Source organism: Ornithinimicrobium faecis (genome assembly GCF_023923225.1).
In the GTDB taxonomy this organism is placed as follows: Bacteria; Actinomycetota; Actinomycetes; order Actinomycetales; family Dermatophilaceae; genus Ornithinicoccus; species Ornithinicoccus faecis.
Genome location: NZ_CP099489.1, coordinates 3,796,201 through 3,819,707 on the forward strand (window position 1 = coordinate 3,796,201; position 23,507 = coordinate 3,819,707).

Consider the following 23,507-nt stretch of genomic DNA (forward strand, 5'->3'; position numbering starts at 1 on the left):
GGGCGGCCGGGGTTATCCACAAGAACCAGAGTCAGCGGCGGCCGCGGGTCCGCGCCGTGGCAGGAGCCGTCCATGGGTCCTCGGGCCACGGATGCTTCGGGTATCGCCCGCGCATCTCGGCCCGCACCTGGGCATAGGGCCCGGACCAGAACGAGGCCAGGTCGTCGGTGACCGCAAGCGGCCGACCGGCTGGCGAGAGCAGGTGGAAGAGGACCGGCACGCCGGCCACCCTCGGCGTCTCCGCCCAGCCGAAACACTCCTGCAGCTTCACCGCGACGACCGGCCGCCCCTCCGGATCGTCCACCGCCGGATAGTCGATCCGCACGTCACGTCCGCTGGCCACCCCCAGCCGCTCGGGCGCCAGCTCACCGAGCCGGGATGCCTCCGGCCAGGGCAGCAACCGCCGCAACGGGTCGTGCAGGTCGATCCGATCGGCGCGACCACCACCCGCGAGCGCATCGACCTCTGGGCCGAGCCACTCCGGCCACCTCTGCTCCAGCGCAGCATCGGACACGTCGGGCCACGGCTCACCGTGGACGCGGCGCAGCAGGGCCAGTCGGCGGCGCAGGGCGTCCGCAGCAGGCGACCAGGTGAACATCGCCAGTCCCTGGGTTGCCAGTGCGGACTCAACGGCTGCGCGAGCATCCTCGGGGTTGGGTCGCACTGCGGCAGAGGCGAGTTCGATCGTTCCGAGCGACCGGACCCGGCGGGCGACCACCCGGTGATCGCGGAACGTCGCTGTCGTCTGGTCCGTGAGCAGTCCCCCTGCGGCGAGCTCGGCCGACTCCGCACTCAAGGGCGCCGCGGCGCGGATGACGGCCCCGGTGCCGGCAGCGACTCGTCCCTCGGCCCGCGCCACGTCCGCGACAGCGAGCCACTCCTGTCCGCTCAGGCTGCCAGGCGGGAGGGCCGCTCGGGTGCCGGACGCGAGCAGATAGACCTCCCCCATCCGTCTGGCGACCCGGTCGGGGTGGGCCAGCGCGACGACCAGCCCGATCGCGTCACCGTCGGACGCAGGGCGCCCGCCAGCGCCCGAGGCGTCCACCGAGGCCTCCGTATGCCGAGTGGCCAGGTCTCGCAGACGGCGCACCTCGTCCTTCCATCGGCCTGCGCCGGGGGCACTGCCGCGACGCAGACTGCGCAGGAGCGCCGACAGGTCGCCACCCTCCGGCCGGTGGTCGTCGGCCAGGGCGGCGACCACCTCGCCCGCCGTGCGGGCGCCGACCAGCTCCGCCCCGTCGAGCAGAGCGCGTGCGAGGCGGGGATCAGCCGGCACCCCGGCGAGGCGTTGCCCCAGGTCGGTGGCTCGGCCCTCCTCGTCGACCGCACCGAGGCGGCGCAGGACCGTCTCGGCATCGTTGAGGGCTGCTGGCGGCAGCGCATCGGGCAGGGACAACCCCGCCCCGCGCGGGGATCCCCAGCAGGCCAGGGTCAGGGCCGGCCCGACCAGGTCGGCGACGACGACCTCGGGCGTCACGTGTGCCGGCATCGCCGCGAAGGTGGTCTCGTCAAAGCAGCGGACAGCGATCCCCGGCCCCTGTCGTGCCGCACGTCCAGCACGCTGGATCGTCGCGTCCCGCGAGGCCGCGACAGTCACCAGCCCGGACATGCCACGTGCGGCATCGCGTCGCGGCTCGCGGGCCAGGCCGGCATCGATCACGAGGCGGACGCCCGGGACCGTCAGCGAGGACTCCGCCAGCGAGGTCGAGACCACGATGCGGGGTCGATCCCCCGCGGTCGACCCGGCGGTCACCCGATCCTGTGCCCGCGGGTCGAGCCTGCCGTGCAGCTCGAGCACCTCCGCGTCCGGCACCAGAGCGCGCACCCGAGTTGCGACACGATCAACCTCCCGGACACCGGGGACGAACACCAGCGCATCGGGCGGCGCGGTCAGCCCGAGCGTGGAGCCCGCCCGAGCGTGCGCGTCAGCCACTGTGGCAGCGACGTGCTCCAGGAAGGTGTCGGACACTCCTCTCGCATCGGTCCGCGCCGCAGTCGGAGGCCTCCACCAGACGTCGAGCGGGTGCAGAGCGGAGGGGCAGTCCACGACCGGCGCCGGACCGTGCTGGTCGTCTCCGAGCAGGGACGCGAAGCGGGGCGCGTCAAGGGTCGCCGACATCGCCACCAGCACCAGGTCGTCGCGCAGCGCCCTGACCTCGGCCAGCATCCCCACCAGCAGGTCAGTCTCCAGCCCACGCTCGTGGACCTCATCGAGGATCACCGCACCAGTCCCCGGCAGGTCCGGGTCGGCCAACAGACGGCGGAGCAGGATCCCGGGCGTGCAGAACTCAACCCGGGTGCCAGCCGACACGCGGCGCTCGCCGCGCACGGTGAAGCCCGCAAACTCACCGAGTGGCGTGCCACTCAGGGACGCCAACCGCCGGGCCGCAGCACGTGCCGCGATCCGACGTGGCTGCACGACGACAACACGACCCGCCGCGCCGGGAGACCCAGCACCCAGCACGTCCGCCACGGCCGGTGGGGCGAGCGTCGTCTTGCCGGTCCCCGGTGGCGCCTGGACGACGGCAACTCCACGCTCGCGAACGGCGGCCTGCAGATCAGGCAGGGCCGTGGCGAAGGGCAGGCCCTGCCCCATCCGGGCCAGGTCGAGCCTCACGTGAGGGGCCGCTCGGCCCGCCCGAGCGAGAGATAGCCCCACGGCTTGGACAGGCCTGGGCCCGGCACATACCAGGAGTCCACGGTGCCGAGCCGGAACCCAGCCGCCTCCACCAGCTCCGGGGCCGAGCGCGTCAGGTGGCAACCCGCCACCATGGCCCGCTGGAGCGGCTCGGCCCGCTGCTGCCAACGACGCACCCGCTCATCGGGCGACCGGCCGTGCTCCAGGAAGTGCAGTGCCCCGCCGGGCCTCAGGACGCGGGCGGCCTCTGACAGCGCCCGGGCCGGGTCCTGCACGGTGCACAGCGAGAAGGTGACCAGCACGGCGTCCACGCTCGCGTCGGGCAGGCTGATCCTCTCCGCCCGCAGGTCGCCCCGGGTGACCTCGACGGGGCTGTCTCCCACGGCATACGAGGCCATCTCCCACGCCAGGTGGGACGGCTCCACCGCGATCAGCGAGCGCACGGCGGCGGGGAGGTGGGGCAGGTTCAGGCCGGTGCCGAAGCCGAGCTCCAGGACGTCACCAGACAGGTCGGCACAGACCCGCTCCCGATAGCGCGCGACCTCCGGGTTGTTCAGCGTGGCATGGGTCAGCCGCGGCACCACGCGCTCGCTCCACCAACCCATGTCGCCAGTGTGTCAGGAAGTTCATCAGGCGCCGTCGTGCCAGCGCAGCACCCGCAACGCCCGCAGGGTGTTCCACCGGCTCGGCGCGCCGTCGCCGTCCTCCAGCTCGAAGTGGATCAGGCCGCGGTGGGTGTTTTCCTGCAGCCAGGTGCCGTCGGGCTGCTGCTTGTCCCGCACCTGGTCTGCGGCCTCGGCCAGTCGCGGATCCGGCGTGCCGCCGACGGCCCGGAAGTAGTCGAGCCCACGCAGCACGTCATAGTGCCACTGCGGTGGGAAGGAGAACTGCAACCAGTCGGGATCGACGACCTCGCCGGTGCTGGCCCGACGGAACAGGTCGCGGCTCAGGAGATACTCCTCCCCTGCGCGGCGCGCGGCCGACACGTCCTGGGTGCCGCTGGCCCGCTCATACTCCAGCAGCCCATCCAGCACGCAGATCGTGCTGTGGAACGAGGACCGCGTCGAGCCGTTCTCGGCCTCGCAGTTCCACCCGCCGTCCTCGAGTTGTTCGCCCAGCAGGCGGGTGACGATGCCCTCGACGTCCTGGCCGAAATAGGCACCGAGCGCGACCGCGCCGCCGTTGACGCACGGCTCGACCTCGCCCTCGAAGAACGGCTCACCGGCATACTCCCACCGGCTGGTGTCCCGGACCTCCTCGACGGCGGTGCGCACCGCCGGGTCAGCAGGGTCGACCCCGCAGTCCCGCAGGAGCCGCAGCGTCGGCAGGGTCGCGACCCACGGCTGCGCCTCCGGGTCACCGACGACCGGTCCGGGCGGGCGCCAGCCCTGGCCCGGGAAGCAGGCGCCGCCGGCCCACTGCCCGTCGGCCTGCAGATCAAGCAGCCGTTTGCCCCAACCGCTGGTCGCCACCAGGGCACGCTCGGCCGCGACCTCCTGCTCCGGGGCGTGGGTCAGGTCGCGCAGCACCTGCCAACGGATCGCCGGATCCCCCGCCAACAGCCAGCTCGTCACGTCGTCGTCGCTCATAGAGACGACGCTAGAACCCATTGCGGACGGAACACGTCAGGTTTGCTGATGCCCCTCGATCGCGCGGATCACCTCGGGCCGCAGGTCGGCGGCGGCGATGACCGCATCGACCGAGCCGACCTCGACCGCCCGGTGGATGTTGTGGACACCGTCGAACTCTGCGGCGACCTCACTGATCTTGTCCGACCGCAGACCGGCGCGGACATCGGCGAGCTCGACCATCAGGGCCGCTCGCTCCTCCTGCGAGGCAGCATTGATCCGTTCCTGCAGGTCCTTGACCTCCGGACTGGCCGCCGCCCGCTTCTCCACCTCGCCGGCAAACACCACCGCCGCCGCCGGAGCCCCGCCCAGGACCGAGGCGAACGAGCCCTCGATGGCGAGCACCGTCATACGGGGATTGAGCCGTTTGGAGAAGACCACGAAGGCTCCACCGTGATAGCGCGAGATCACGCAGAAGACGATCGGCCCGTCAAAATTGACGATGGCCCGGCCGATCTCGGCGCCATACTCCAGCTGCAGGTGGCGCATCGAGTCCGGTGACCCGTCGAAGCCGGACAGGTTGGCCAGCACCACCAGGGGCCGGTTGCCGCTGGCGGCGTTGATCGCGCGCGCCGCCTTCTTCGACGAGCGCGGGAACAGCGTGCCAGCGGTGTAGGTGTCGGGGCCGTCCGTGGGCGGGAAGCCGTGCCGCGGGACCGGGCGGGACTCGATGCCCAGCAGCGCCACCGAGTGACCACCGATGTGCGCGTCCTGCACCACCGCCGTGTCGGCATCGGCCATCCCGGCCCACCGCTCCAGCGTCGGGTGGTCCTGGTCGACCAGGGCGGCCATGACGGTGCGGATGTCGAAGGCCTTCTTGCGGTCGGGGTTCTTCTCGGCGGAGAAGATGTCGCCCACCGTGGCAAAGTCCGGCGCGGCCGGGTGCGAGTGGGGGTATGCCGTGAGGTCCCGATCGGCGGGATCGCTCGTCTCCACGCGGCGCGGGCCGGGCTCACCAGGAGCGGTGTAGGTGTGCTCGTAGTGCGCCATGAGCGTGTCGACGGCACCAGCCAGGTCGCGCGCCCAGTACTGCGCCTGACCGTTTGGCCCCATCACCCGGTCATAGCCGCCGATGCCGTGGTTGTCCTCGGCCGAGACGCCGCCGGAGAAGTCCAGCGACTGCTTGCCGGTGAGCACCATGGCGCTGTCCGGCGTCATCACCAGGATGCCCTTGGTGTGCATCAGCATCGTGGCCTCGGCGTTCCAATAGGGCTGGGCGCCGACGTTGATCCCGGCGACGACGACGTTGATCTCGCCGCCGGCCTGAGTGAACTCAACGATCCGCTTCAGCGCCGCGGCCACCCAGTCCATGTTTTCCGTGCCCGAGTCCATCGAGATCCGGGCACCGGCGGAGACGGCAAACCACTCCAGCGGCACGCCCATCTCCTCGGCCAGGTCGATGGCCGCGATGACCCGGGTGCACTCCGGCTCGGATAGCGCGCCCAGGGCCTTGATCGGGTCGCCGCACAGCACCACGCGCGTGACGCCCTCGGGGTGCAGGTCAGTCGGCGTGGTCACCACCGCGACGATGATCCCCGCGGTGTTCAGCCCGTGCGGGCGGTCGACGGGCACCAGCGCGCCGGTCTCGTCCAGGTCGTGCTCGACCAGGGTGCCGCCCTCGCCGGTCAGGGCGTCGGCCAGCTCATAGGGATAGACCAGTCCGCGGCGCCGGGCCCGCAACACCTTGCTGCCATAGTCGTCCAGCGGCTTCAGCGGCTCGGTCGGCGGGGCCTCGAAGGAGGCCACCACGCCTGCGCCGGACTTGGCATGGAACCGGATGGCGGCCTGCACCGAGGTGCCATCGGGGCGGGCGACCCGGCCCTGCGCGACGACCTCCTCCAGCCCGGCCCGCTCGGTCAGCGGGGTGATCTTGTGCTGCAGCGTCGCCAGCTCGGCCGGCGTGGCCTCAATCACGGGCCAGACCTGCACCCAGACGTGGTTGGTGTCGAGCTGGACCCCCTCGGCGCCGCGTTTGGTGCGCGCCCGGCGGATCGCCTCCAGGCAGCTCTCCACGGCCCGCTCCCCCTGCGGCAGGCTGACGACGGCACCATTCTCATCCCGTATGACGCTCAGTTGCCTGACCTGGGCGAGCGCCACCAGTCGCCGGTCGGCTGGGTTGTCGGGGGCCACGCACTCATACAGCAGCACGTCGTCCGGTGCCTCGATGCGGGTGATGTCGAACTCCCGCAGGCGCCACAGGTCGAGGCGTCGGCCCACCATCGGGTGGACGCCGCGCACCAGCGTGTCCTCGTGGGTCCCGCCCTGATCGTCGGGTCGGAAGGTGAGGTAGTCGACCTCGCGTCCGCCCCCGGGGCAGCCGCCGACGGCGACTCGGCGGCAGTCCACCGGGAAGCCGAGCCCCGCGAGCACCCCGGCCAACTCAGCGCTGGCCTCGTCGGAGGACTCAGGCATGTCGGGCCAGCGCAGATAGAGGTCCATCACGACCTCACCGAGCTGGCGACCGGCAGCGGCCTGCTCGGTCAGGGCGGCGACCAGAGCCGAGCCCGGGTCGCGCAACTCGTCGAGCGTGCCGACCGTCGTGATCAGGCGGGTCGGCCGGTCATCGAGCACATAGTCGGCCAGCACCAACTCCCGGTCGGCGGCGGTGAGTCGCGTCACGTCGTGCAGGTCGAACTCCCGATAGTGCCGGCGCACCAGCACCTCGAGCAGTGGCTCCCAGCGGGATGTCCCCTGCTCGAGCCGGTCGGAGAGGATCCCCGCGATCTGCACGGGGATCGCGACGATCTCCTCGATGCGCGCCGCACGATCCGGGACCTCCTCGGCCTCCGCGAGGGCGGCGACCTCCTCGGCCAGCCCCTCCAGGGCACTGGCCCGCACCGCAGCCACGAGCTGCTGGTCGAACCAGCGGAACCGGATGCTGCGGGCCATGTCGCTGATGGCAGGGTGGCGCAGCTGCGTGGCGCGGACCAGCCGCTCCAGCACCAGACGTGCCTCGGTCGCCCGACCGTTCGGGGGCGGCGGCTCCCCGAGCCAGGCCTGCAGCACGGCGGTGACCACCTGCAGGTCCTTCACCGAGCGTTGCTGGGCCAGGAACACCCGGAAGACGGCGTCCTCGAGGTCCTCGCTGCGCTCCAGGTCGCTCACGCCATAGTGCGACACGACCTGCCGCAGCCGCTCGCTGAACGCCTCGGGCAGTGCGCCGCGCTCCACGTCCAGGCTCTGCAGATAGGTGTGGAAGTGCTCGCGCGGGCTGTGCACGCGCAGCTCGGTGCGCTCCTCGGCCTCGCTCGGCCGGTTGCGGCTGAGCTCGGCGAGGTCGGCGAAGGTCGCCAGCAGCTCCATCTCGCCCTCGAGCACGTCAACCCCCTGACCGCGCAGCTCGGTGCGGGCCGCCAGATAGCTCGGCAGCAGGTCCTGGTCGTCGTCCACCGGCACGTCATAGCCGAGCACCCGGGAGACCAGAGCAGCACGTATACCGTCCGCCCGGGTCTGCAGGGACGGCGCCTCGGGCGCGGGGGGCAGGTCAAGGTCGGGACCTTCCGTGGTGACCGCGGCAGCGCCGTCGGCCTCCGCGTCAGCAGTGGGCTCCAACCGCACGAGCGGGGCACCGGTCTCGACCTGACTGCCGGTGCGCACCAGGAGCTCGCGCACCCGCGCCGCAAACGGCGCCTGGATCACGGTCTCCATCTTCATCGCCTCGAGCACCAGCACCTGCGCGCCGGCCGCGACCTCGTCGCCAACCGCCACGGGTGTGGCCACGACCAACGCTGGGGACGGTGCGCGCACGATGCCGCCCTCGTCCCGGCTGACGCGGTGGATGACCTCGTCGACCTCGACCAGGTGGGTCGGGCCGTGGATGGCGCTGACGATCCTGTGGCGCCGGCCGTTGACGGTCAGACGGCCGTGGAACTGGCCCAACCGCTCGACCTCAGCGGTGACGGTCTGCTCCTGACCGCCGCCAGCGACGGTGACGCGGAACTGGTGTGGCCCGGTCTGCACCGCAGTGACCTGATAGGTCACGCCCCGCAGCTTCAGGTCCACCGGACGGCCCACCTGGTGCTGCACCTGCGGGCGACCACCCCGTGCGGTCTCGAGGAGACGACGCACCTCGACCTGCACCTCGTCCATGTAGGCGTCGATGCCCGCCTGCACCAGGGCCACCCCAGAGTGCTGGTGGCTGACGAGTCGGCCCTCGGCCCGGACCCGGTCGATCCACCCCGTGTCGCACCACACGGGGGCTCCGCCCCCGTGTCCCCCCGCTGGGGGCTCCGCCCCCAGACCCCCAAGGTCCGGGCCCACAACCTCGGGCTGCTGGAGCAGCTGCAGGACGAAGCTCTTGTTGGTGGCACCGCCCTCGATGACCACCGTCGTCTCACCGACGGCACGGCGCAGTCGCGACAGGGCCTCCGCGCGGTCGCGGCCATAGGCGATGATCTTGGCGATCATCGAGTCGAAGTCGGCCGGGATGCTGTCGCCCTCGCCGACCCCCGTGTCGACCCGGATGCCGGGCCCGGTGGGGAACTCCAGGAGCGTGATCCGGCCCGGGGCCGGAGCGAAGTCACGGTCCGGGTCCTCGGCGTTGAGTCGGGCCTCGACGGCGTGACCGCGCTCGGTCGGTCGCTCGCCCTCGAGGTGCCCACCGGCTGCCACGTGCAGCTGGGCGCGGACCAGGTCCAGCCCCGTCGTGGACTCGGTGATCGGGTGCTCGACCTGCAGGCGGGTGTTGACCTCGAGGAAGGCGAACTGCTGGGTCTGCGGTCGATAGAGGAACTCGACGGTGCCGGCGCCCTCATAACCGACGGCGAGCACCAGGCGCTCGGCAGCGGCCTTGAGCTCCTCGGACTGCTCAGCGGTCAACAGCGGGGAGGCGGACTCCTCGATGATCTTCTGGTTGCGGCGCTGCACGGAGCAGTCGCGCACCCCGATCGCCCAGGCTGTGCCGTGGCTGTCGGCGATGACCTGCACCTCGACGTGCCGGGCGTCCGTGACCAGGCTCTCGAGAAAGACGACACCGCTGCCGAAGGCTCGCTCGGCCTCGTCCCGGGTGCGCTGATAGACGTCGCGCAGCTCGCCCTCGTCGGTGACCTTGCGGATGCCGCGACCGCCACCACCGGCGGTGGCCTTGAGCATCAGGGGATAGCCGATCTCCGCGGCCCGGGTCACCGCGTCCTCGAGGGTGTCCAGACCGCTGCGGCTCCACGGGGCAACGGGGACCCCGACCTCCTCGGCAATCAGCTTGGAGCCGATCTTGTCGCCGAGCTTGCGCATCGCATCGGCACTGGGGCCGATGAAGGTGATGCCCAGCCGATCGCACAGGTCCACGAAGGCCGGGTCCTCGGCCACGAAGCCCCAACCCACCCAGACGGCGTCCGCCCCGGTCTCCACGAGCGCCCGCTCGAGGACCGCGAGGTCGAGATAGGGCCGCGCAGAGGCAGGCCCGAGGGAGTGGGCGATGTCTGCCTCACGCACGAACATCGCCCGCCGGTCGGCATCAGTGAACAGCGCGATGGTCTGCAACTGGGGTCCCCCGGCGGCGTTGTGATCCCGCACAGCGTGGATCAGCCGGACCGCGGCCTCACCTCGGTTGACGATGGCGATACGAGAGAACATCCGTCTCCAACTTGATCGGGCGCGGGGCCGGTGACAGTCGTGCACACTGACGTTGCCACGTTCGGGGGACTACTGGCTAGTCGACGCCCCGTGAGCAGCAGCACAGACCCCGCAGAGGGGTGTCGTCACGCTACCCGCAAAAGCCCCGAAAACAGCGCTGCCCCCGCAACCTCGTGGGTTGCGGGGGCAGCGAGCGTATGACGCTGGGTCGGGTCGGTTGCGACCCTCACCTGAGGTGACTGATCAGCACCCCGGCGTCAGGTGGGTCACGGAGCGGTCGGTGCGCCCGGCATCTCGACGATGGACGAGGCGTCCGGCGCGGCGATGTCCACCGGCTGGCCCCAGTCGTCCATCTTCATGACGGTCTCGGCACCCTCAATGTCGAAGGTCACCTGGCGCATGAAGTTCTGGTCGTCCAGCCACACGTCGTAGGTGATCTCGGCCGGCATGCCAGCAGCGCTGGCGTCCTCGAGCCCGGCGGTGTCGAGCAGCAGCTCGTAGTGGTTCAGCGACTCACCGTCGACGTCCTCGGGACCGACGAAGGTGATCTTCTGGGCGCCGGTCTCCCAGTCGTCCCACTGCGAGGTCATGTCGATCTGGTTGGTGAACTCGTCAGCGTCCTCACCCATGACCTCCTCGAGAGGCATCTGGATGAACTGGCCCTCCTCGGTGACGCCCGGCATCGACATGTAGGCGTTGCCGTCGACCATGATCATGTGGATGGCGCCCATGCCGGGCATCTCCATGTTGATGTCCATGGCCGGGGCACCGGACAGGTCGGCCTTGCCGATCATCGTGACGGCCTGGCCCTCCATCTGCATGTCCATGTTCATGGTGAACGAGGTCATGGAGTCCATGCCCGGGCTCTTCAGCTGGGCCACGAAGGCGGCCGGGTCGACCTCTTCGCCGGCTGCTGCGTCGCCACCCTCGGCCCCGGCACCTGCATCGGTGTCCTCGGTCTCGGTGCCCGTGTCGGTGCCGGCGTCAGTGTCCTCAGTCTCGGCACCCGTGTCGGCGTCCTCGGTCTCGGCGCCAGCGTCGGTGTCCTCGGTCTCGGCACCGGTGTCGGTGTCGTCAGTCTCATCGGCGCCGGCATCGCCCTCAGCGCTGGCGCTGGGCTCCTCGACCTCTGGCGAGTCCTCGCCACATGCTGCGAGCGTGAGCACCAGTGCCCCGCTCGCCGCGATCATCCCCCACGTCGTGGTGTTCCGTCGCATATCTCTGCCTTCCCTCTGGTGTGGCACATAGTGCCTGGTGCGGCACCTGGTGCCTGTTTCACCTCATCGTTTCACAGCCACCGCGTGGGCTGTGTTCTTATTGATCCAACTGATTGACGACTCGCAGAGCCCTGAGGTTCCATGAACGGCAACACCATTTTCCGCCACCACGACACGGCCGTGCTGTCCGTCACTGCGGTCGACGCACCGGTGGTGGTCACGTCGGCGCAGTTCGACGAGCAGTTGACTGCCACCTATGAGCGCACCAACATGCGCTCCGGCATGCTCTCGCGACTGGCCGGCATCCAGGAGCGCCGCTGGTGGCAGGAGGGCACGACCTTCGTCGACGGCGCCATCGAGGCAGGGGCCAAGGCCATCGCCGAGGCCGGGGTCGACCCGGCCCGCATCGGGCTGATGATCAACACCTCCGTGAGCCGTGAGCACCTCGAGCCGTCGATCGCCGTCAAGGTCCACGCCGAGCTCGGCCTGCCGTCCAGCTGCCTGAACTTCGACCTGACCAACGCCTGCCTCGGCTTCGTCAACGGCATGCAGCTGGCCGCGACAATGATCGACGCCGGCCAGATCGACTACGCCGTGATCGTCGACGGAGAGGGCTCGCGCCCCGCCCAGGAGAGCGCCCTGGCGCGCCTGTCCGGCCCCGACGCCACCGCCGAGGACCTGCAGAACGAGTTCGCCACGCTGACTCTGGGGTCGGGGGCCGCCGCGATGGTCCTGGGCCGGGCCAGCGAGCACCCGGAGGGACACCGGGTCATCGGTGGCGCCTCCCGTGCCGCCACCCAGCACCACGAGCTGTGCGTCGGCGACTACGAGCGGATGAGCACCGACACCAAGGGGCTGCTGGTCGCCGGCATGCAGCTGGCCAGTGACCTGTGGGAGGACGCCCGCGAGGACTTCGACTGGACGGACATGGACTGCTATGTCGTGCACCAGGTCTCGACCGTCCACACCGGCCGCACCGCCAAGGTCCTCAACCTGCCCAGCGACCGCATCCCGCTGACCTTCCCGACCTTCGGCAACATGGGCCCTGCCGCTGTGGCTGTGGCCCTGGCCAAGCAGGCCGAGCAACTCACCCCAGGCGACCGCGTGCTGATGATGGGCATCGGCTCGGGTCTGAACATGACCTGCCTGGAACTGGCCTGGTGACCACCGGGTCACCTCTCCCGCAGGGACTCCCGGGCGTTGACCCGGCCTGGTCCCGCACCGTCCTGGCCCCGGATGCCGAGGGCACCTCGCGCACCTGGCACGTGCTGGACAACGGTCCGCAGCTTGACGCCGCTGGCACCGCCGTCGAGCACACCCTGCTCTGCGTGCACGGCAACCCGACCTGGTCCTATCTCTGGCGCCGGGTGATCGCTGCTGCCCCGCAGGGATGGCGGGTCGTGGCGGTCGACCACCTCGGGATGGGCTTTTCGGAGCGCACAGAAACCCCCCGGACTCTCGGTCAGCGTGTCGCGGATCTTGGCCAACTGACCGCAGAGCTCGGGATCGATGGCCCGGTCTCCACGCTGGCCCACGACTGGGGGGGCCCGATCAGCCTCGGCTGGGCTCTCGCCCACCGTGACCAGGTGCAGCAGGTCGTCCTCACCAACACCGCCGTGCACCAGCCGGAGGGCTCACCCCTGCCCAGCGCCATCGCCGCCGTGCGCACACCGCCGCTGCTCGACCTGATCACCCACCGCACTCCGGGTTTCGTCTGGGCCGCCACTGCGACCTGCCGCCCGGCGCTGCCCAAGACGGTCCGCGACGCTTTCGCAGTCCCCTATGCCTCACCCGAGCGTCGGACCGCGGTGCGGGACTTCGTGGCGGACATCCCGATCTCGCCCCGACACCCCAGCACCCCGGCGCTCACCGAGATCGCCGAGGGCCTCGGCGGTCTGGCGCACGTGCCGGTCCTGATGGTGTGGGGCCTGCGGGACCCGGTGTTCTCCGGTCGCTATCTGGCTGACCTGCAGCGCCGCCTGCCCCACGCGGACGTGCACACCTATCCGGACGCTTCGCACCTGCCGCTGGAGGACCGACCCGAGGGCGTCGCCCTCATCTGGGACTGGCTCACCAACCGGCCGGACGAGGTGGCTGCCGACCCCTCGCAGTGGGTGCCGATCCAGATCGACGTGACCGCGCCGGAGCGCACCGCGATCGTGGAGCTGTCCGGCAACGGCGGCCACATCACCTTTGGCGCGCTGGCCGAGCGCGTCGAGCACCTGGCTCGAGGTCTGCACGGCCGTGGGGTGCGCCGCGGCCAGCGGGTTGCCCTGCTCGTCAAACCCGGGATCGACCTGACCACCGTGCTGTATGCCGTGTGGCGCCTGGGTGCCATCGCCGTGGTCGCCGACGCCGGCCTGGGGCGGCGACGCCTGGGCGCAGCACTGCGTGGTGCAGCACCGGACCACGTGATCGGCTTCCCCGCAGCACGGGCCCTGGTCCTGGCAGCCGGCATCCCGGGCCAGTGGATCCGCCTCGGCCCTGAGGACGTGTCGTTGCTGCTCGCCGAGGGCGTGGGCCACCAGCCCAGCCCGGGCGAGCTGATCAGTCCCACCGCCGAGCTCGATCTCGATGGGGCCATCCTGTTCACGTCCGGCGCCACCGGGCCGCCCAAGGGTGTGGTCTACACCCGCCGCCAGGTTGGGGCCCAGGTTGCCCTGCTCCGGGACGGCTTCAACCTCCGACCCGGTGAGCGCTTCGTGGCCGCCTTCGCACCGTTCGCGCTCTATGGTCCGGCCCTGGGCCTGACCTCAGCCGTCCCGGACATGGACGTCACAGCACCCGACACGCTGACCGCAGCGACCCTGGCCGACGCCGTCGAGGCAGTGGACGCGAGCATCGTGTTTGCCTCTCCCGCAGCACTGTCCAACATCATCGACACCTCCGACGAGCTCTCCGAGACGCAGCGCGAGCAGCTGCGCCGACCCGAGTTGGTGCTGTCGGCCGGCGCCCCGGTCCCGGCAGACCTGCTGCGCCGGGTCAAGGACCTGCTGCCCGCCGCCACGACCCAGACGCCCTATGGCATGACGGAGGCGCTGCCGGTCGCCACGCTCGACCCGACGAGCCTGGACCCCAGCGATCCGGCTGACCGCCAGGCCGGGGTCTGTGTCGGTGTGCCGCTGCAGGGGGTCACCGTGCGCCTCGCGCCGGTGCACGCCGACGGGAGCACGTCCGAGGAGCTCAGCACCGCCACCGGCGAGCTCGGCGAGATCGTGGTCCGGGCCCCGCACGTCAAGGACCGCTATGACCGGCTCTGGGGCACCCAACGGGCCAGCGCGCGACCGGCCGGGTGGCACCGCACGGGAGACGTGGGTCACCTGGACGACCAAGGCCGGGTCTGGGTCGAGGGCCGGCTCGCCCATGTCATCACCACCGCCGAGGGCCCCGTCGCCCCGTATGCCGTGGAGTCGGCCATCGAGTCCGTCCCCGGAGTGCGCCGGGCCGCCGTCGTCGGTGTCGGCCCCGTCGGCACCCAGCAGGTCGTCGCGATCGTCGTGCCGCAGGGCGCGAACGCACGCGGCCGCCAGCGGGACACCACCGTGCCCGCTGACGTGGCCGCCCGGGTCCGGGAGGTCGCCGGGGTGCCCGTCGCGGCGGTGCTGCGCAAGGACTGGCTGCCCGTCGACATACGGCATGCCGCCAAGGTCGACCGGACCGAGCTCGCCCGCTGGGCCACCGCCCTGCTGCACGGCAGCCAGGTCGCGCGCGAGGCTTTCCGCCGGCACCCGAGGGCGCCGTTTCGTCGGAGTCGTTGATGCAGACAGACCCGTTGCGCCCAGAGTCGTTGCCCCGCACCGGGGGTCACTAATGCGTTTCCTGGTGACCGGCGCCAGCGGCATGCTCGGACGCGCCGTCGCGGACACCCTCGCCGAGCGCGGCGAGGACGTGACCGTGTTGCAGCGACGGCCGTCGGGCAGCCCCCACCACGAGGTGCTCGGTGACGTCGCCGACCCGATCGCTGTGCAGGCGGCGGTGGACGGACAGGACGCGGTGATCCACCTCGCGGCCAAGGTCAACGTGGTGGGCGCGTGGGAGGACTATCGCCGCACCAATATCGAGGGCACCCGCGCCCTGGTGGAGGCCTCGCGAGCCGGCTCCGTGCAGCGCTTCGTGCAGGTCTCCTCGCCCTCGGTCGCGCACGCTGGCGACTCCCTGGCAGGCGTGGGCGCCGGGCCAGCCGACCCCGAGCGGGCGCGCGGCAACTATGCCCGCAGCAAGGCGGCCGCGGAGCTGATCGCCCTGGGCTCGGACGGTCCAGACCTGACCGTGACCGCGGTGCGCCCCCACCTGGTGTGGGGCCCTGGGGACACCCAGCTGATCGGGCGGATCCTGCAGCGCGCCAAGGCCGGTCGGCTGCCGATCCTGGGGCGCGGCACGAGCCTGGTCGACACGACCTATGTGACCAACGCGGCGGACGCCATTGTCGCTGCCCTCGACCGGGCCGAGGAGGCTCGTGGGCGGGCCCTGGTCGTGACCAACGGGGAACCGCGGCCCATCGGTGAATTGATCAGCGACATCTGCCGCGCCGGTGGGGCACCTCCCCCGCGTCTGCGCATCCCGGCTCGGGCTGCCTGGGCCGCCGGTGCCGCCGTCGAGGGCGTCATGGCCCTGTCGCACGTGCTCCCCGGGGTGCCCCCGATGACCGAGCCGCCCCTGACCCGATTCCTGGCCGAGCAGCTGTCGACCGCGCACTGGTTTGACCAGCGCGAGACGCGCCAGGTCCTGGACTGGACACCACGGGTGAGCCTGGCCGAGGGGCTCGAGCTGCTGGCCGAGGCGACTGCAGCAGAGCAAGAATCGACAGACCACGAATCGGCACAGGGCACCACCTCCCAGTAGCGTGGGTCGCACCGGGTGGCGACGAGACGAGGGACTGGGGCTGAGGCATGAGCAGGGCATCGCGCGCACGTCGGGCCGCCTCTGCGGCGGCCTATGGCGGCGGTGGGGTGGCCATCGCTGGTCTCGCGGGCTGGGCCCTGCTGCAGGCTGAGGTGCAGATCGCCAAGCGGGTCATCGGTGACGGCCCCGGAGTCTCCCAGAAGCACGAGGGCACCTATGGCGCGGGTATTGGTGAGGCACACCGGATCCTGGTCCTGGGTGACAGCACGGCCGCGGGTGTTGGGGCGAGTCGGCCCGAGGAGGCGATCGGCTCCATCATCGCCACCGGCGTCGCCGCCCTGAGCGGGCGTCCCGTCGAGTTGCGCAATGCCTCTCGCAGTGGCGCCACCTCCCCGCAGTTGCTCGGTCAGCTCGAGCGCGGACTCGCCGACATGCCTGATCCCGAGGTCGTGATCATCATGATCGGCGCCAACGACGTCAAGGAGCGCATCGACCGCGCGGGGTCGGTCCGGGCGCTGAGCGAGACGGTGACCCGCCTGGTCGGCCTGGGTGCCGGAGTCGTAGTGGGCACCTGCCCCGATCTCGGCACGGTCCGGCCCATCCCCCAGCCGCTGCGTGCGCTGGTCCAGCGCTGGAGCCGCGACCTGGCGGCAGCACAGACGGTGGCCGTCGTCGAGGCCGGCGGTCGGACCGTGTCCACCGGTGACATGCTCGGCCCATCGTTTCGGGAGTCGCCGGCCCAGATGTTCAGCCCGGACGGGCTGCACCCGTCCTCAGCTGGCTACGCACGCGCTGCGGCCGCCCTGTTGCCCAGCGTCATGGATGCCCTCGGGCTGCGCACCCTCGACACCGACCGCACTCCCGATCACCGCCGCGGCGAGCACGTGGAGCCCCTCGCCGAGGCCGCGCAGCGCGCCGTCCTCGACCCGGGCAGCGAGGTCAGCGCCGTGGACGTGGACGGCCGCTCCCGCGGAGAGCGCGGGCGCTGGGCCCAGCTGCTCCGACGGCACCGCAACACCGACGCGCCTCGCCGCGAACCCGCCCCCGACACGGATACAGACGCGGACACTGCCCCGGACAGCGACGCAGACACGGACCCGGCCCAGGCGGCCCCGGCGACCGCTGCCGACTCTGAGGCAGTCCCCGACCGTGACCTGGCACCCACTGACGGGGCTGACGCACCGACCCACCCGGACGCCACCACCTGACCCACGCCACGGCATACGCACTGTGCTGTCTGTGGTTAGAGTGGACCCTGGTGTGCCGGGAAGTCTGGTCGGCGTGATGCCACCGACCCCAGGAGACACCGATGTCTGATCACCAGGACACCCCTTCGCCGCCCGCACACACGACGCTGGGGCGGGGCACTCACTCCGAGGTCGTTCGCATCGGCAGCTTGCTCCGCAAGGAGACGGTCGGCGGCATGCTGCTGGTCGGTGCCGCCCTCGTCGCGATCGTCTGGGCCAACTCACCCTTCGCCGACAGCTATTTCGCGATCCGCGACGTCGAGTTCGGCTATGAGCCCTGGCACCTGAAGCTGAGCATCGGTGCGTGGGCCGCCGACGGGTTGTTGGCGATCTTCTTCTTCATGGTGGGGCTGGAACTCAAACGCGAGATCATGATCGGCGACCTGCGCCAGTGGGACAAGGCCATCGTGCCTGTTGCGGCAGCCTTCGGCGGCGTCGCGGTCCCCGCCCTGATCTATCTGGCGATCAACTGGGGTGACTCCGCGGCCACCCAGGGCTGGGCGATCCCGACCGCGACGGACATCGCCTTCGCGGTGGCGGTGCTGGCCATCATCGGTTCGCACCTGCCGCCGGCGCTGCGGATCTTCCTGCTGACGCTGGCGGTCGTCGACGATCTCATCGCGATCCTGATCATCGCTCTCGTCTATTCCTCTGGCATCAGCATGTCGATGCTGTTGTGGTCTCTGATCCCCCTGTCGGCCTATGCGCTGCTCGCTCGGCGACAGCGACCTCTCTTCCGCACCGGTCACATGGCAGCCTGGCTGCTGCTGCTGCCCATCGGCATCGCCTTCTGGGCCCTGGTCCATGCGTCTGGCATCCACGCGACCATCGCCGGGGTCATTCTCGGCTTCACGATCCCAGCACGGACGCGCGCGGACCGGGGCGAGCCGGACGGCGACAGGCACCACGGGCTGGCCGAGATCTTCGAGCACCGCATCCGGCCTCTTTCCGCCGGCTTCGCGGTCCCGGTCTTTGCCTTCTTCTCCGCGGGCGTCGCGATCGGGGGGGTGGAGGGTCTCACCACGGCCCTCGGCTCAACGGTGACGATTGGCATCGTGGCCGGACTCGTGGTCGGGAAGATTATCGGCATCACGGGGGTCACCTTCCTGGTCACCAAGGTCACCCGCTCTCGGCTCGACCCCTCCCTGCGCTGGATCGACGTCATCGGTGTGGCCGGACTCGCCGGCATCGGCTTCACCGTGTCGCTGCTCGTGGCCGAGCTCAGTTTTGGGATCGGCACCGAGCTGGGCGACAAGGCCAAGGTCGGGATCTTCGTTGCCTCGCTGCTCGCGGCGATCATCGGCTCGATCGTGCTGAGCTCCCGCAACCGCTACTACGCCAAGCTTGAGGCCGCGGACGCGGTCGACGCCGACCAGGATGGCGTCCCGGACATCTACGAGACTGACACGCATGACTCGGGCAGCACCACGCGAGACTGAGGCCATGACTGACGACCTGGTGACCGCCCCGTGGGATCCCTTGTCCCCGAGTGAGGTCGCGGGACTGATGGCTCGGACCGACCGGCCGTGGTTGATCGCCGGCGGTCACGCCATCGACCTGTTCGTCGGGCGCACGACCCGGGCGCATGCCGACATCGACGTGCTCCTGCTCCGGCGGGACCAGCAGGCTGTGCACGAGGTCCTGCCCGGCTGGGAGATCTACGCGGCGGAGCCACCCGGACAGCTCCGTCGTTGGCTCCCCGACGAGACATTGCCGACCGGGGTGCACGACATCTGGTGCCGCCCCGGTGCCGACTCCCCCTGGCGAGTGCAGTTCATGCTCGACGAGGCCGAGGGCGACGAGTGGATCTCCCGACGCAACGCACAGGTGCGGCGTCCGCTCGGTGAGCTACGGCATACGTCTGCCTCTGGTCTGCCGTTCCTCGCGCCCGAGGTGCAGCTGTTCTATAAGGCGCGTGGCCGCCGACCCAAGGACGAGCAGGACCTGGAGACCGTGCTGCCCCACCTGTCCGGTGATCAGCGGGCCTGGCTCCGCGAGGCCCTCACCCTGGCGCACCCGGACCATCCCTGGCTGAGCCGCCTCGGGTGAGTTGGGCGCCTGGGCCAGCTGTCGGCATACCAGAGCAGTTTGTCCCGGTGGGAGTCCGCTGACGGTCGATCAGGGCAGGCCTCCTAGACTCGGCAGCACCGACTATCAGGAGGAACCATGCCCGAGGCCGTCATCGTTGCCGCTGCCCGCACCCCGATCGGACGTGCTTTCAAGGGTTCGCTGACCACTGTCCGTCCCGACGACCTGGCCGCGGGCGTGATCCGCGCGGCTCTGGACCAGGTGCCGGAGCTCGACCCGACCACCATCGACGACCTGCACCTGGGCTGCGCCGAGCCGTGGGGTGAGCACGGTCAGAACATGGCGCGCGTCGTCTCGGTGCTGCTCGGCCTGGACTCCCTGCCCGGCACCACGGTCAACCGGTTCTGCGCCTCCTCCGTCCAGACCACGCGCATGGCACTGCACGCCATCCGCGCTGGTGAGGGCGACGTGTTCATCAGCGCCGGCGTCGAGGCTGTGTCCCGCTATGCCGAGTTCTCCGGGGCCGGCGGCAGCAAGGAGGAGTGGCAGAACCCGAAGTTTGCCGACGCCATCGCCCGCAGCGCCAAGATCGCCGAGAGCAACCAGACCTGGACCGACCCGCGCGAGGAGGGTCTGCTGCCCGACATCTATCTCGCGATGGGCCAGACTGCCGAGAACGTCGCCACCTCCCGCGGGATCTCCCGCGAGCGTCAGGACGAGTGGGGCGTGACCAGTCAGAACCGCGCCGAGGCAGCCATCAAGGCCGGTGTCTTCGAGCGGGAGATCGCCCCGGTGACCCTTGCCGATGGCACCGTGGTCAGCACCGACGACGGCCCCCGCGCCGGCGTCACCCTGGAGAAGGTCTCCCAGCTCCAGCCGGTCTTCCGCGAGGACGGCACGGTCACCGCCGGCAACTGCTGCTCCCTCAACGACGGCGCCGCCGCCCTGGTGATCATGAGCGACACCAAGGCCAAGGAGCTGGGGCTGACCCCGCTGGCCCGCGTCGTGTCCACCGGCGTCTCCGCCCTGTCCCCCGAGGTCATGGGCCTGGGCCCGGTCGAGGCCTCGAAGCAAGCACTGGCCCGCGCCGGCATGAGCATCGGCGACATGGACCTCTATGAGATCAACGAGGCCTTCGCCGCCCAGGTGCTCCCCAGCGCCGACGACCTCGGCATGGACTTCGACAAGCTCAACGTCCACGGCGGTGCGATCGCTCTGGGTCACCCGTTCGGCTCCACCGGCGCGCGCATCAGCACCACGCTGATCAATGCGCTGCGGACCCGTGACGGCCAGTTCGGCCTGGAGACGATGTGCGTCGGCGGAGGCCAGGGCATGGCCGTCATCCTCGAGCGGCTCAACTGACCCACTCCTGATCGGCACGGCGCCGGCATCCCCTCGGGGTGCCGGCGCCGTCGTCTGTCCGTATGCCGAGGCTCACGTCTCCTCCCGGCTCCCCCACTGCGTGCGCTCGGCCTCGCGACCCAGGTTCGACCGCACGCGTAGGAGGCGAGCGGTCAGGTCAGGCCGTGGGTGCCGTGCAGGGGACCGTCAAGGCTTCATCCGCTCCCAGCCACCGTGACCTTTAACCGTCACCGATGCATGTCGGTGGTGGGTGGCAGTGTGGTTGCTGTCGGTGATTGTGCTCCAGGACCCGCCTCGCCTGTTGTCCACAGATCCGGAAAGCCATAGCATTCGTCGAACACGTGTGCTATTCTGGTGGTAGTTGGACAGGCCGGGAACGCGACGATGCGATCGGGAGGGGGTGTTGGTGGTGATGCAGGCCAGGTCGTTGGAAGAGCACCTTGAGGATTACCTGGGGCAGGAGTTGACGGCCCAGGCTCTTGCTGGTGAGTTGGGGCGGCGTCCGCGGGTGCGGCTCTCTCCTGAGGTGGAGCCGTGGTTCGTGTTGGACCCGTCGCTGTTCGAGGACATGGACGTCGATGGTTACCGCCCGCGGGTGACGATCCTGGTCGAAGACGACTCCCCTCACAGCGATGCCAACGGCAAGATGTGGTGGCCCCTCGACCTCGACCCCAACACCCCGGGCCATTACTCGCCGGAAGGCGGCTCACCGGCTGACACCGATGACCCGCGGTCGCGTGCCGCACAGGCACAACTGGCCGCGACCGCACAGTTGCGGGTGGGCCTGAGAGGTCTCGGCGTCGACGACGCGATGCTCGACTCGTTGACCGCGTTGGCGCAAGCGTGTGCCACGGTCAGCGACGAGCAGGCCCACCACGACCACGGCGAGGACAACGGGGAGGGTCTGGTTGAGGCCCCTGCTCTCGTGGCTCGCGGTCAGGCGCTGTTGTCCAGCATCGAGGCGTTGAACGCGACCGCTGGCCACCTGGACGCGGTCCTGCTCTCGGCGACCCGGCAACTGACGGGTGTCGATGCCCAGATCCTGCTGGCCGATAAGGGCGCGACGTCCCCCGATGAGCTGACCGCGTCGCAACGGAAGAAGTGGCGTGCCTACGGCAAACGTGTCACCCGCAACGAGATGGGCGCGGCGATGGGGTGGTGCCCGGGTGAGATCTCCGACCTCGTTGCTTTCGCCAACCTGCCGCCCGCGGTCACCGCCCCGGTCAACCATTCGTTGGTGACGGGTGAGTCGACGTGGCGGCTGGTGCGCCGCTACCACCGGGCCTGCTCCACCTTCACCACCGAGGACGCTGCTGCTGTGGCCAACGGGATGTTCGGCAACGACCCGAAAGCTTCCGTGTCTGAGCGGCTCGACTCTGCCGGTGAGTTCCTCGGTGGGCCGTGGCGCCACCGCGAGTTCTACCGGGCCCTGGACCGTGAAGTGAACAAGATCAAAGGTCGCGACCCGCAGTCCACGAAGAAGACTCGTGAGGATAACCTCGCCGCCAACGACACGAGGGTGTTGATCGAGGACAACGGCACCGCCCAGATCATGATCGGCTGCACCGCCACCCAAGGCGCCGCGGTCGCTGACCGCATCGAGAAGGCTGCCCGGGCTGCCCGCAAGGCCGGCGACACACGCCCCCTGTGCCAACTCCGTGCCGCGGCCGGGATCGCCCTGCTGCTGCACGGCACCGCCGACCTCGACAGCTTGCCGGACGACCCCGACCTGGTCACCGTCGAACAGTCCGAACAACTCACCAAAATCCTCTACGGACTCCCGTCTGCGCAGCTCAACGTCATCGTCCCGCTGAACACCCTGATCGGCACCACCCCCGGCGGTTTGGCCCCTGTCGATGCCGAGGGGAACCCGATCCCCGCAGCCTTCGCCGCCCCAAGCACTGCTGCTGGTCACCCAACCGCTGACCAACCAGGCACCCGCGCCAGCAGCTCGTGCACCTGTGAGTGCACCTGCGGCGCGGAGACCGGTGAGGCGACCCCTGATCGAGCACCCGGAGACGGTTCGAGGGGACAAGACTGCCCCGACCCCGACCAGACAGGACCAGACTGCCCACCCCAGCAGGCACCGCCCGAGCAGGCAGTGCCAGGAACCCAGCCGCCACCAACTCCCGGTGAGGCTGATGGTGAGGTCGGCGTCGGCGAGGTCATCGGCAAACACAGTGTCTTCCTGTCCCCGGACGAGGTCCGCACCCTCGCGCTGACACCGGGGTCGACGATGCACCGGCTGCTGACCGACCCATCCACCGGGGTCCTCGTGGAGAGGTCGATCAAGGCGTACCCGTTCGATGCTGGGATGCGGGCGCACATCATCGCCGCGGATGTTTTCTGCAGAATGCCGGGCTGTTTGAAGCCGGCGTCGATGGCGCAGATTGATCACGTCCAAGAACACGGCACTCCCGGCGGGCACACCTGCATCGCCAACGGCCAACCCCTCGACGCCCCCGACCACGATCTGAAGACCAAGAAACTCTGGGACGCGGTGATCCACGCCAACAGGGACGTCACCTGGACTACCCTGCTCGGGCGGATCTACACCACCAAGGCCCATGACTACAACCAGTACACCAAGCTATTGACTGCAGCCACCACACAGGTCCACGAAGCCATAGCGTCAGGGGATGATCCTGCTGCGGCTGTCGATGCCGCGGTGTACCAGGCCTTGTCCTACCGGCCCGCCGGCGCCAAGCTCGAAGCTGAGGATGACGACGACTTCAGCGTAGTCTTCACCGGCTGGGACTCCGTCACCCTCACCCACACCCCCGAGAGCGGACGCCGGACCTACCACCCCGCCCCCGAGGCCATGCGCGCTGAGGCACAACGCCACCACGACACCGACGACCGAATCCCCGACAGCGAGAAGGACACCGGCGGGCAAGCAGCCAACGAGCAGCCGGCCGACTCACCCACCCCCTGGCCCCGCGACCCCGACTCCCCACCACCCTTCTAAACGGGC

General features: G+C 70.4%; 13 protein-coding genes. 8 read left to right on the forward strand and 5 right to left on the reverse strand.

Annotation, left to right across the window (positions count from 1 at the left end; all coding sequences use genetic code 11):
• Positions 1–31: 31 nt before the first annotated feature.
• The 5 genes from hrpB to NF556_RS17675 form a co-directional block, all read right to left on the reverse strand.
• Positions 32–2,596 carry an ATP-dependent helicase HrpB gene (gene hrpB / locus NF556_RS17655; RefSeq protein ID WP_252595852.1) on the reverse strand — a complete coding sequence of 855 codons (2,565 nt, stop codon included), beginning with the start codon at positions 2,594–2,596 and terminating at the stop codon, positions 32–34.
• 17 nt (positions 2,597–2,613) lie between these two features.
• On the reverse strand, positions 2,614–3,243 hold the full coding sequence (locus NF556_RS17660) for a class I SAM-dependent methyltransferase (RefSeq protein ID WP_252592456.1): 630 nt from the start codon (positions 3,241–3,243) through the stop codon (positions 2,614–2,616).
• A gap of 24 nt (positions 3,244–3,267) precedes the next feature.
• Positions 3,268–4,227 carry a hypothetical protein gene (locus tag NF556_RS17665; protein ID WP_252592457.1) on the reverse strand — a complete coding sequence of 320 codons (960 nt, stop codon included), beginning with the start codon at positions 4,225–4,227 and terminating at the stop codon, positions 3,268–3,270.
• 36 nt (positions 4,228–4,263) lie between these two features.
• Positions 4,264–9,837 (reverse strand): ATP-binding protein, encoded by a 5,574-nt coding sequence (locus tag NF556_RS17670; RefSeq protein WP_252592459.1) that lies wholly within the window; start codon positions 9,835–9,837, stop codon positions 4,264–4,266.
• Positions 9,838–10,103: 266 nt separating this feature from the next.
• Complete coding sequence (locus NF556_RS17675; RefSeq protein ID WP_252592461.1) at positions 10,104–11,054, reverse strand: hypothetical protein; 951 nt, start codon at positions 11,052–11,054, stop codon at positions 10,104–10,106.
• Between the two features lie 141 nt (positions 11,055–11,195).
• Here NF556_RS17675 and NF556_RS17680 point away from each other — a divergent pair, with 141 nt between their 5' ends.
• The 8 genes from NF556_RS17680 (at position 11,196) to NF556_RS17715 (ending at position 23,501) form a co-directional block, all read left to right on the forward strand.
• Positions 11,196–12,218, forward strand: coding sequence for a 3-oxoacyl-ACP synthase III (locus NF556_RS17680; RefSeq protein WP_252592462.1), 1,023 nt, complete (start codon positions 11,196–11,198; stop codon positions 12,216–12,218).
• Positions 12,215–14,812, forward strand: coding sequence for an alpha/beta fold hydrolase (locus tag NF556_RS17685; RefSeq protein WP_252592464.1), 2,598 nt, complete (start codon positions 12,215–12,217; stop codon positions 14,810–14,812). Before NF556_RS17680 ends, NF556_RS17685 begins: the two co-directional genes overlap by 4 nt.
• A gap of 52 nt (positions 14,813–14,864) precedes the next feature.
• Positions 14,865–15,896, forward strand: a complete 1,032-nt coding sequence (locus NF556_RS17690) for an NAD-dependent epimerase/dehydratase family protein (RefSeq protein WP_252592466.1) — start codon at positions 14,865–14,867, stop codon at positions 15,894–15,896.
• A 47-nt stretch (positions 15,897–15,943) separates the two neighbouring features.
• Positions 15,944–17,104 (forward strand): SGNH/GDSL hydrolase family protein, encoded by a 1,161-nt coding sequence (locus NF556_RS17695; protein ID WP_252592467.1) that lies wholly within the window; start codon positions 15,944–15,946, stop codon positions 17,102–17,104.
• Between the two features lie 101 nt (positions 17,105–17,205).
• Positions 17,206–18,582: a Na+/H+ antiporter NhaA gene (gene nhaA / locus NF556_RS17700; protein WP_252592469.1), complete on the forward strand. Its 1,377-nt coding sequence runs from the start codon at positions 17,206–17,208 to the stop codon at positions 18,580–18,582.
• Positions 18,583–18,586: 4 nt separating this feature from the next.
• Positions 18,587–19,192, forward strand: a complete 606-nt coding sequence (locus NF556_RS17705) for a nucleotidyltransferase domain-containing protein (protein WP_252592471.1) — start codon at positions 18,587–18,589, stop codon at positions 19,190–19,192.
• Positions 19,193–19,309: 117 nt separating this feature from the next.
• Complete coding sequence (locus NF556_RS17710) at positions 19,310–20,533, forward strand: acetyl-CoA C-acetyltransferase (protein ID WP_252592473.1); 1,224 nt, start codon at positions 19,310–19,312, stop codon at positions 20,531–20,533.
• Positions 20,534–20,942: 409 nt separating this feature from the next.
• Positions 20,943–23,501 (forward strand): HNH endonuclease signature motif containing protein, encoded by a 2,559-nt coding sequence (locus NF556_RS17715; RefSeq protein WP_252592474.1) that lies wholly within the window; start codon positions 20,943–20,945, stop codon positions 23,499–23,501.
• The last annotated feature ends 6 nt before the right edge of the window (positions 23,502–23,507 follow it).

Excerpts from the sequence above, each read along its gene's own strand:
- hrpB (WP_252595852.1), bottom strand. The coding sequence starts at position 2,596 with ATGGGGCAGGGCCTGCCCTTCGCCACGGCCCTGCCTGATCTGCAGGCC.
- NF556_RS17660 (WP_252592456.1), bottom strand. The coding sequence starts at position 3,243 with ATGGGTTGGTGGAGCGAGCGCGTGGTGCCGCGGCTGACCCATGCCACG.
- NF556_RS17665 (WP_252592457.1), bottom strand. The coding sequence starts at position 4,227 with ATGAGCGACGACGACGTGACGAGCTGGCTGTTGGCGGGGGATCCGGCG.
- NF556_RS17670 (WP_252592459.1), bottom strand. The coding sequence starts at position 9,837 with ATGTTCTCTCGTATCGCCATCGTCAACCGAGGTGAGGCCGCGGTCCGG.
- NF556_RS17675 (WP_252592461.1), bottom strand. The coding sequence starts at position 11,054 with ATGCGACGGAACACCACGACGTGGGGGATGATCGCGGCGAGCGGGGCA.
- NF556_RS17680 (WP_252592462.1), top strand. The coding sequence starts at position 11,196 with ATGAACGGCAACACCATTTTCCGCCACCACGACACGGCCGTGCTGTCC.
- NF556_RS17690 (WP_252592466.1), top strand. The coding sequence starts at position 14,865 with ATGCGTTTCCTGGTGACCGGCGCCAGCGGCATGCTCGGACGCGCCGTC.
- NF556_RS17695 (WP_252592467.1), top strand. The coding sequence starts at position 15,944 with ATGAGCAGGGCATCGCGCGCACGTCGGGCCGCCTCTGCGGCGGCCTAT.
- nhaA (WP_252592469.1), top strand. The coding sequence starts at position 17,206 with ATGTCTGATCACCAGGACACCCCTTCGCCGCCCGCACACACGACGCTG.
- NF556_RS17705 (WP_252592471.1), top strand. The coding sequence starts at position 18,587 with ATGACTGACGACCTGGTGACCGCCCCGTGGGATCCCTTGTCCCCGAGT.
- NF556_RS17710 (WP_252592473.1), top strand. The coding sequence starts at position 19,310 with ATGCCCGAGGCCGTCATCGTTGCCGCTGCCCGCACCCCGATCGGACGT.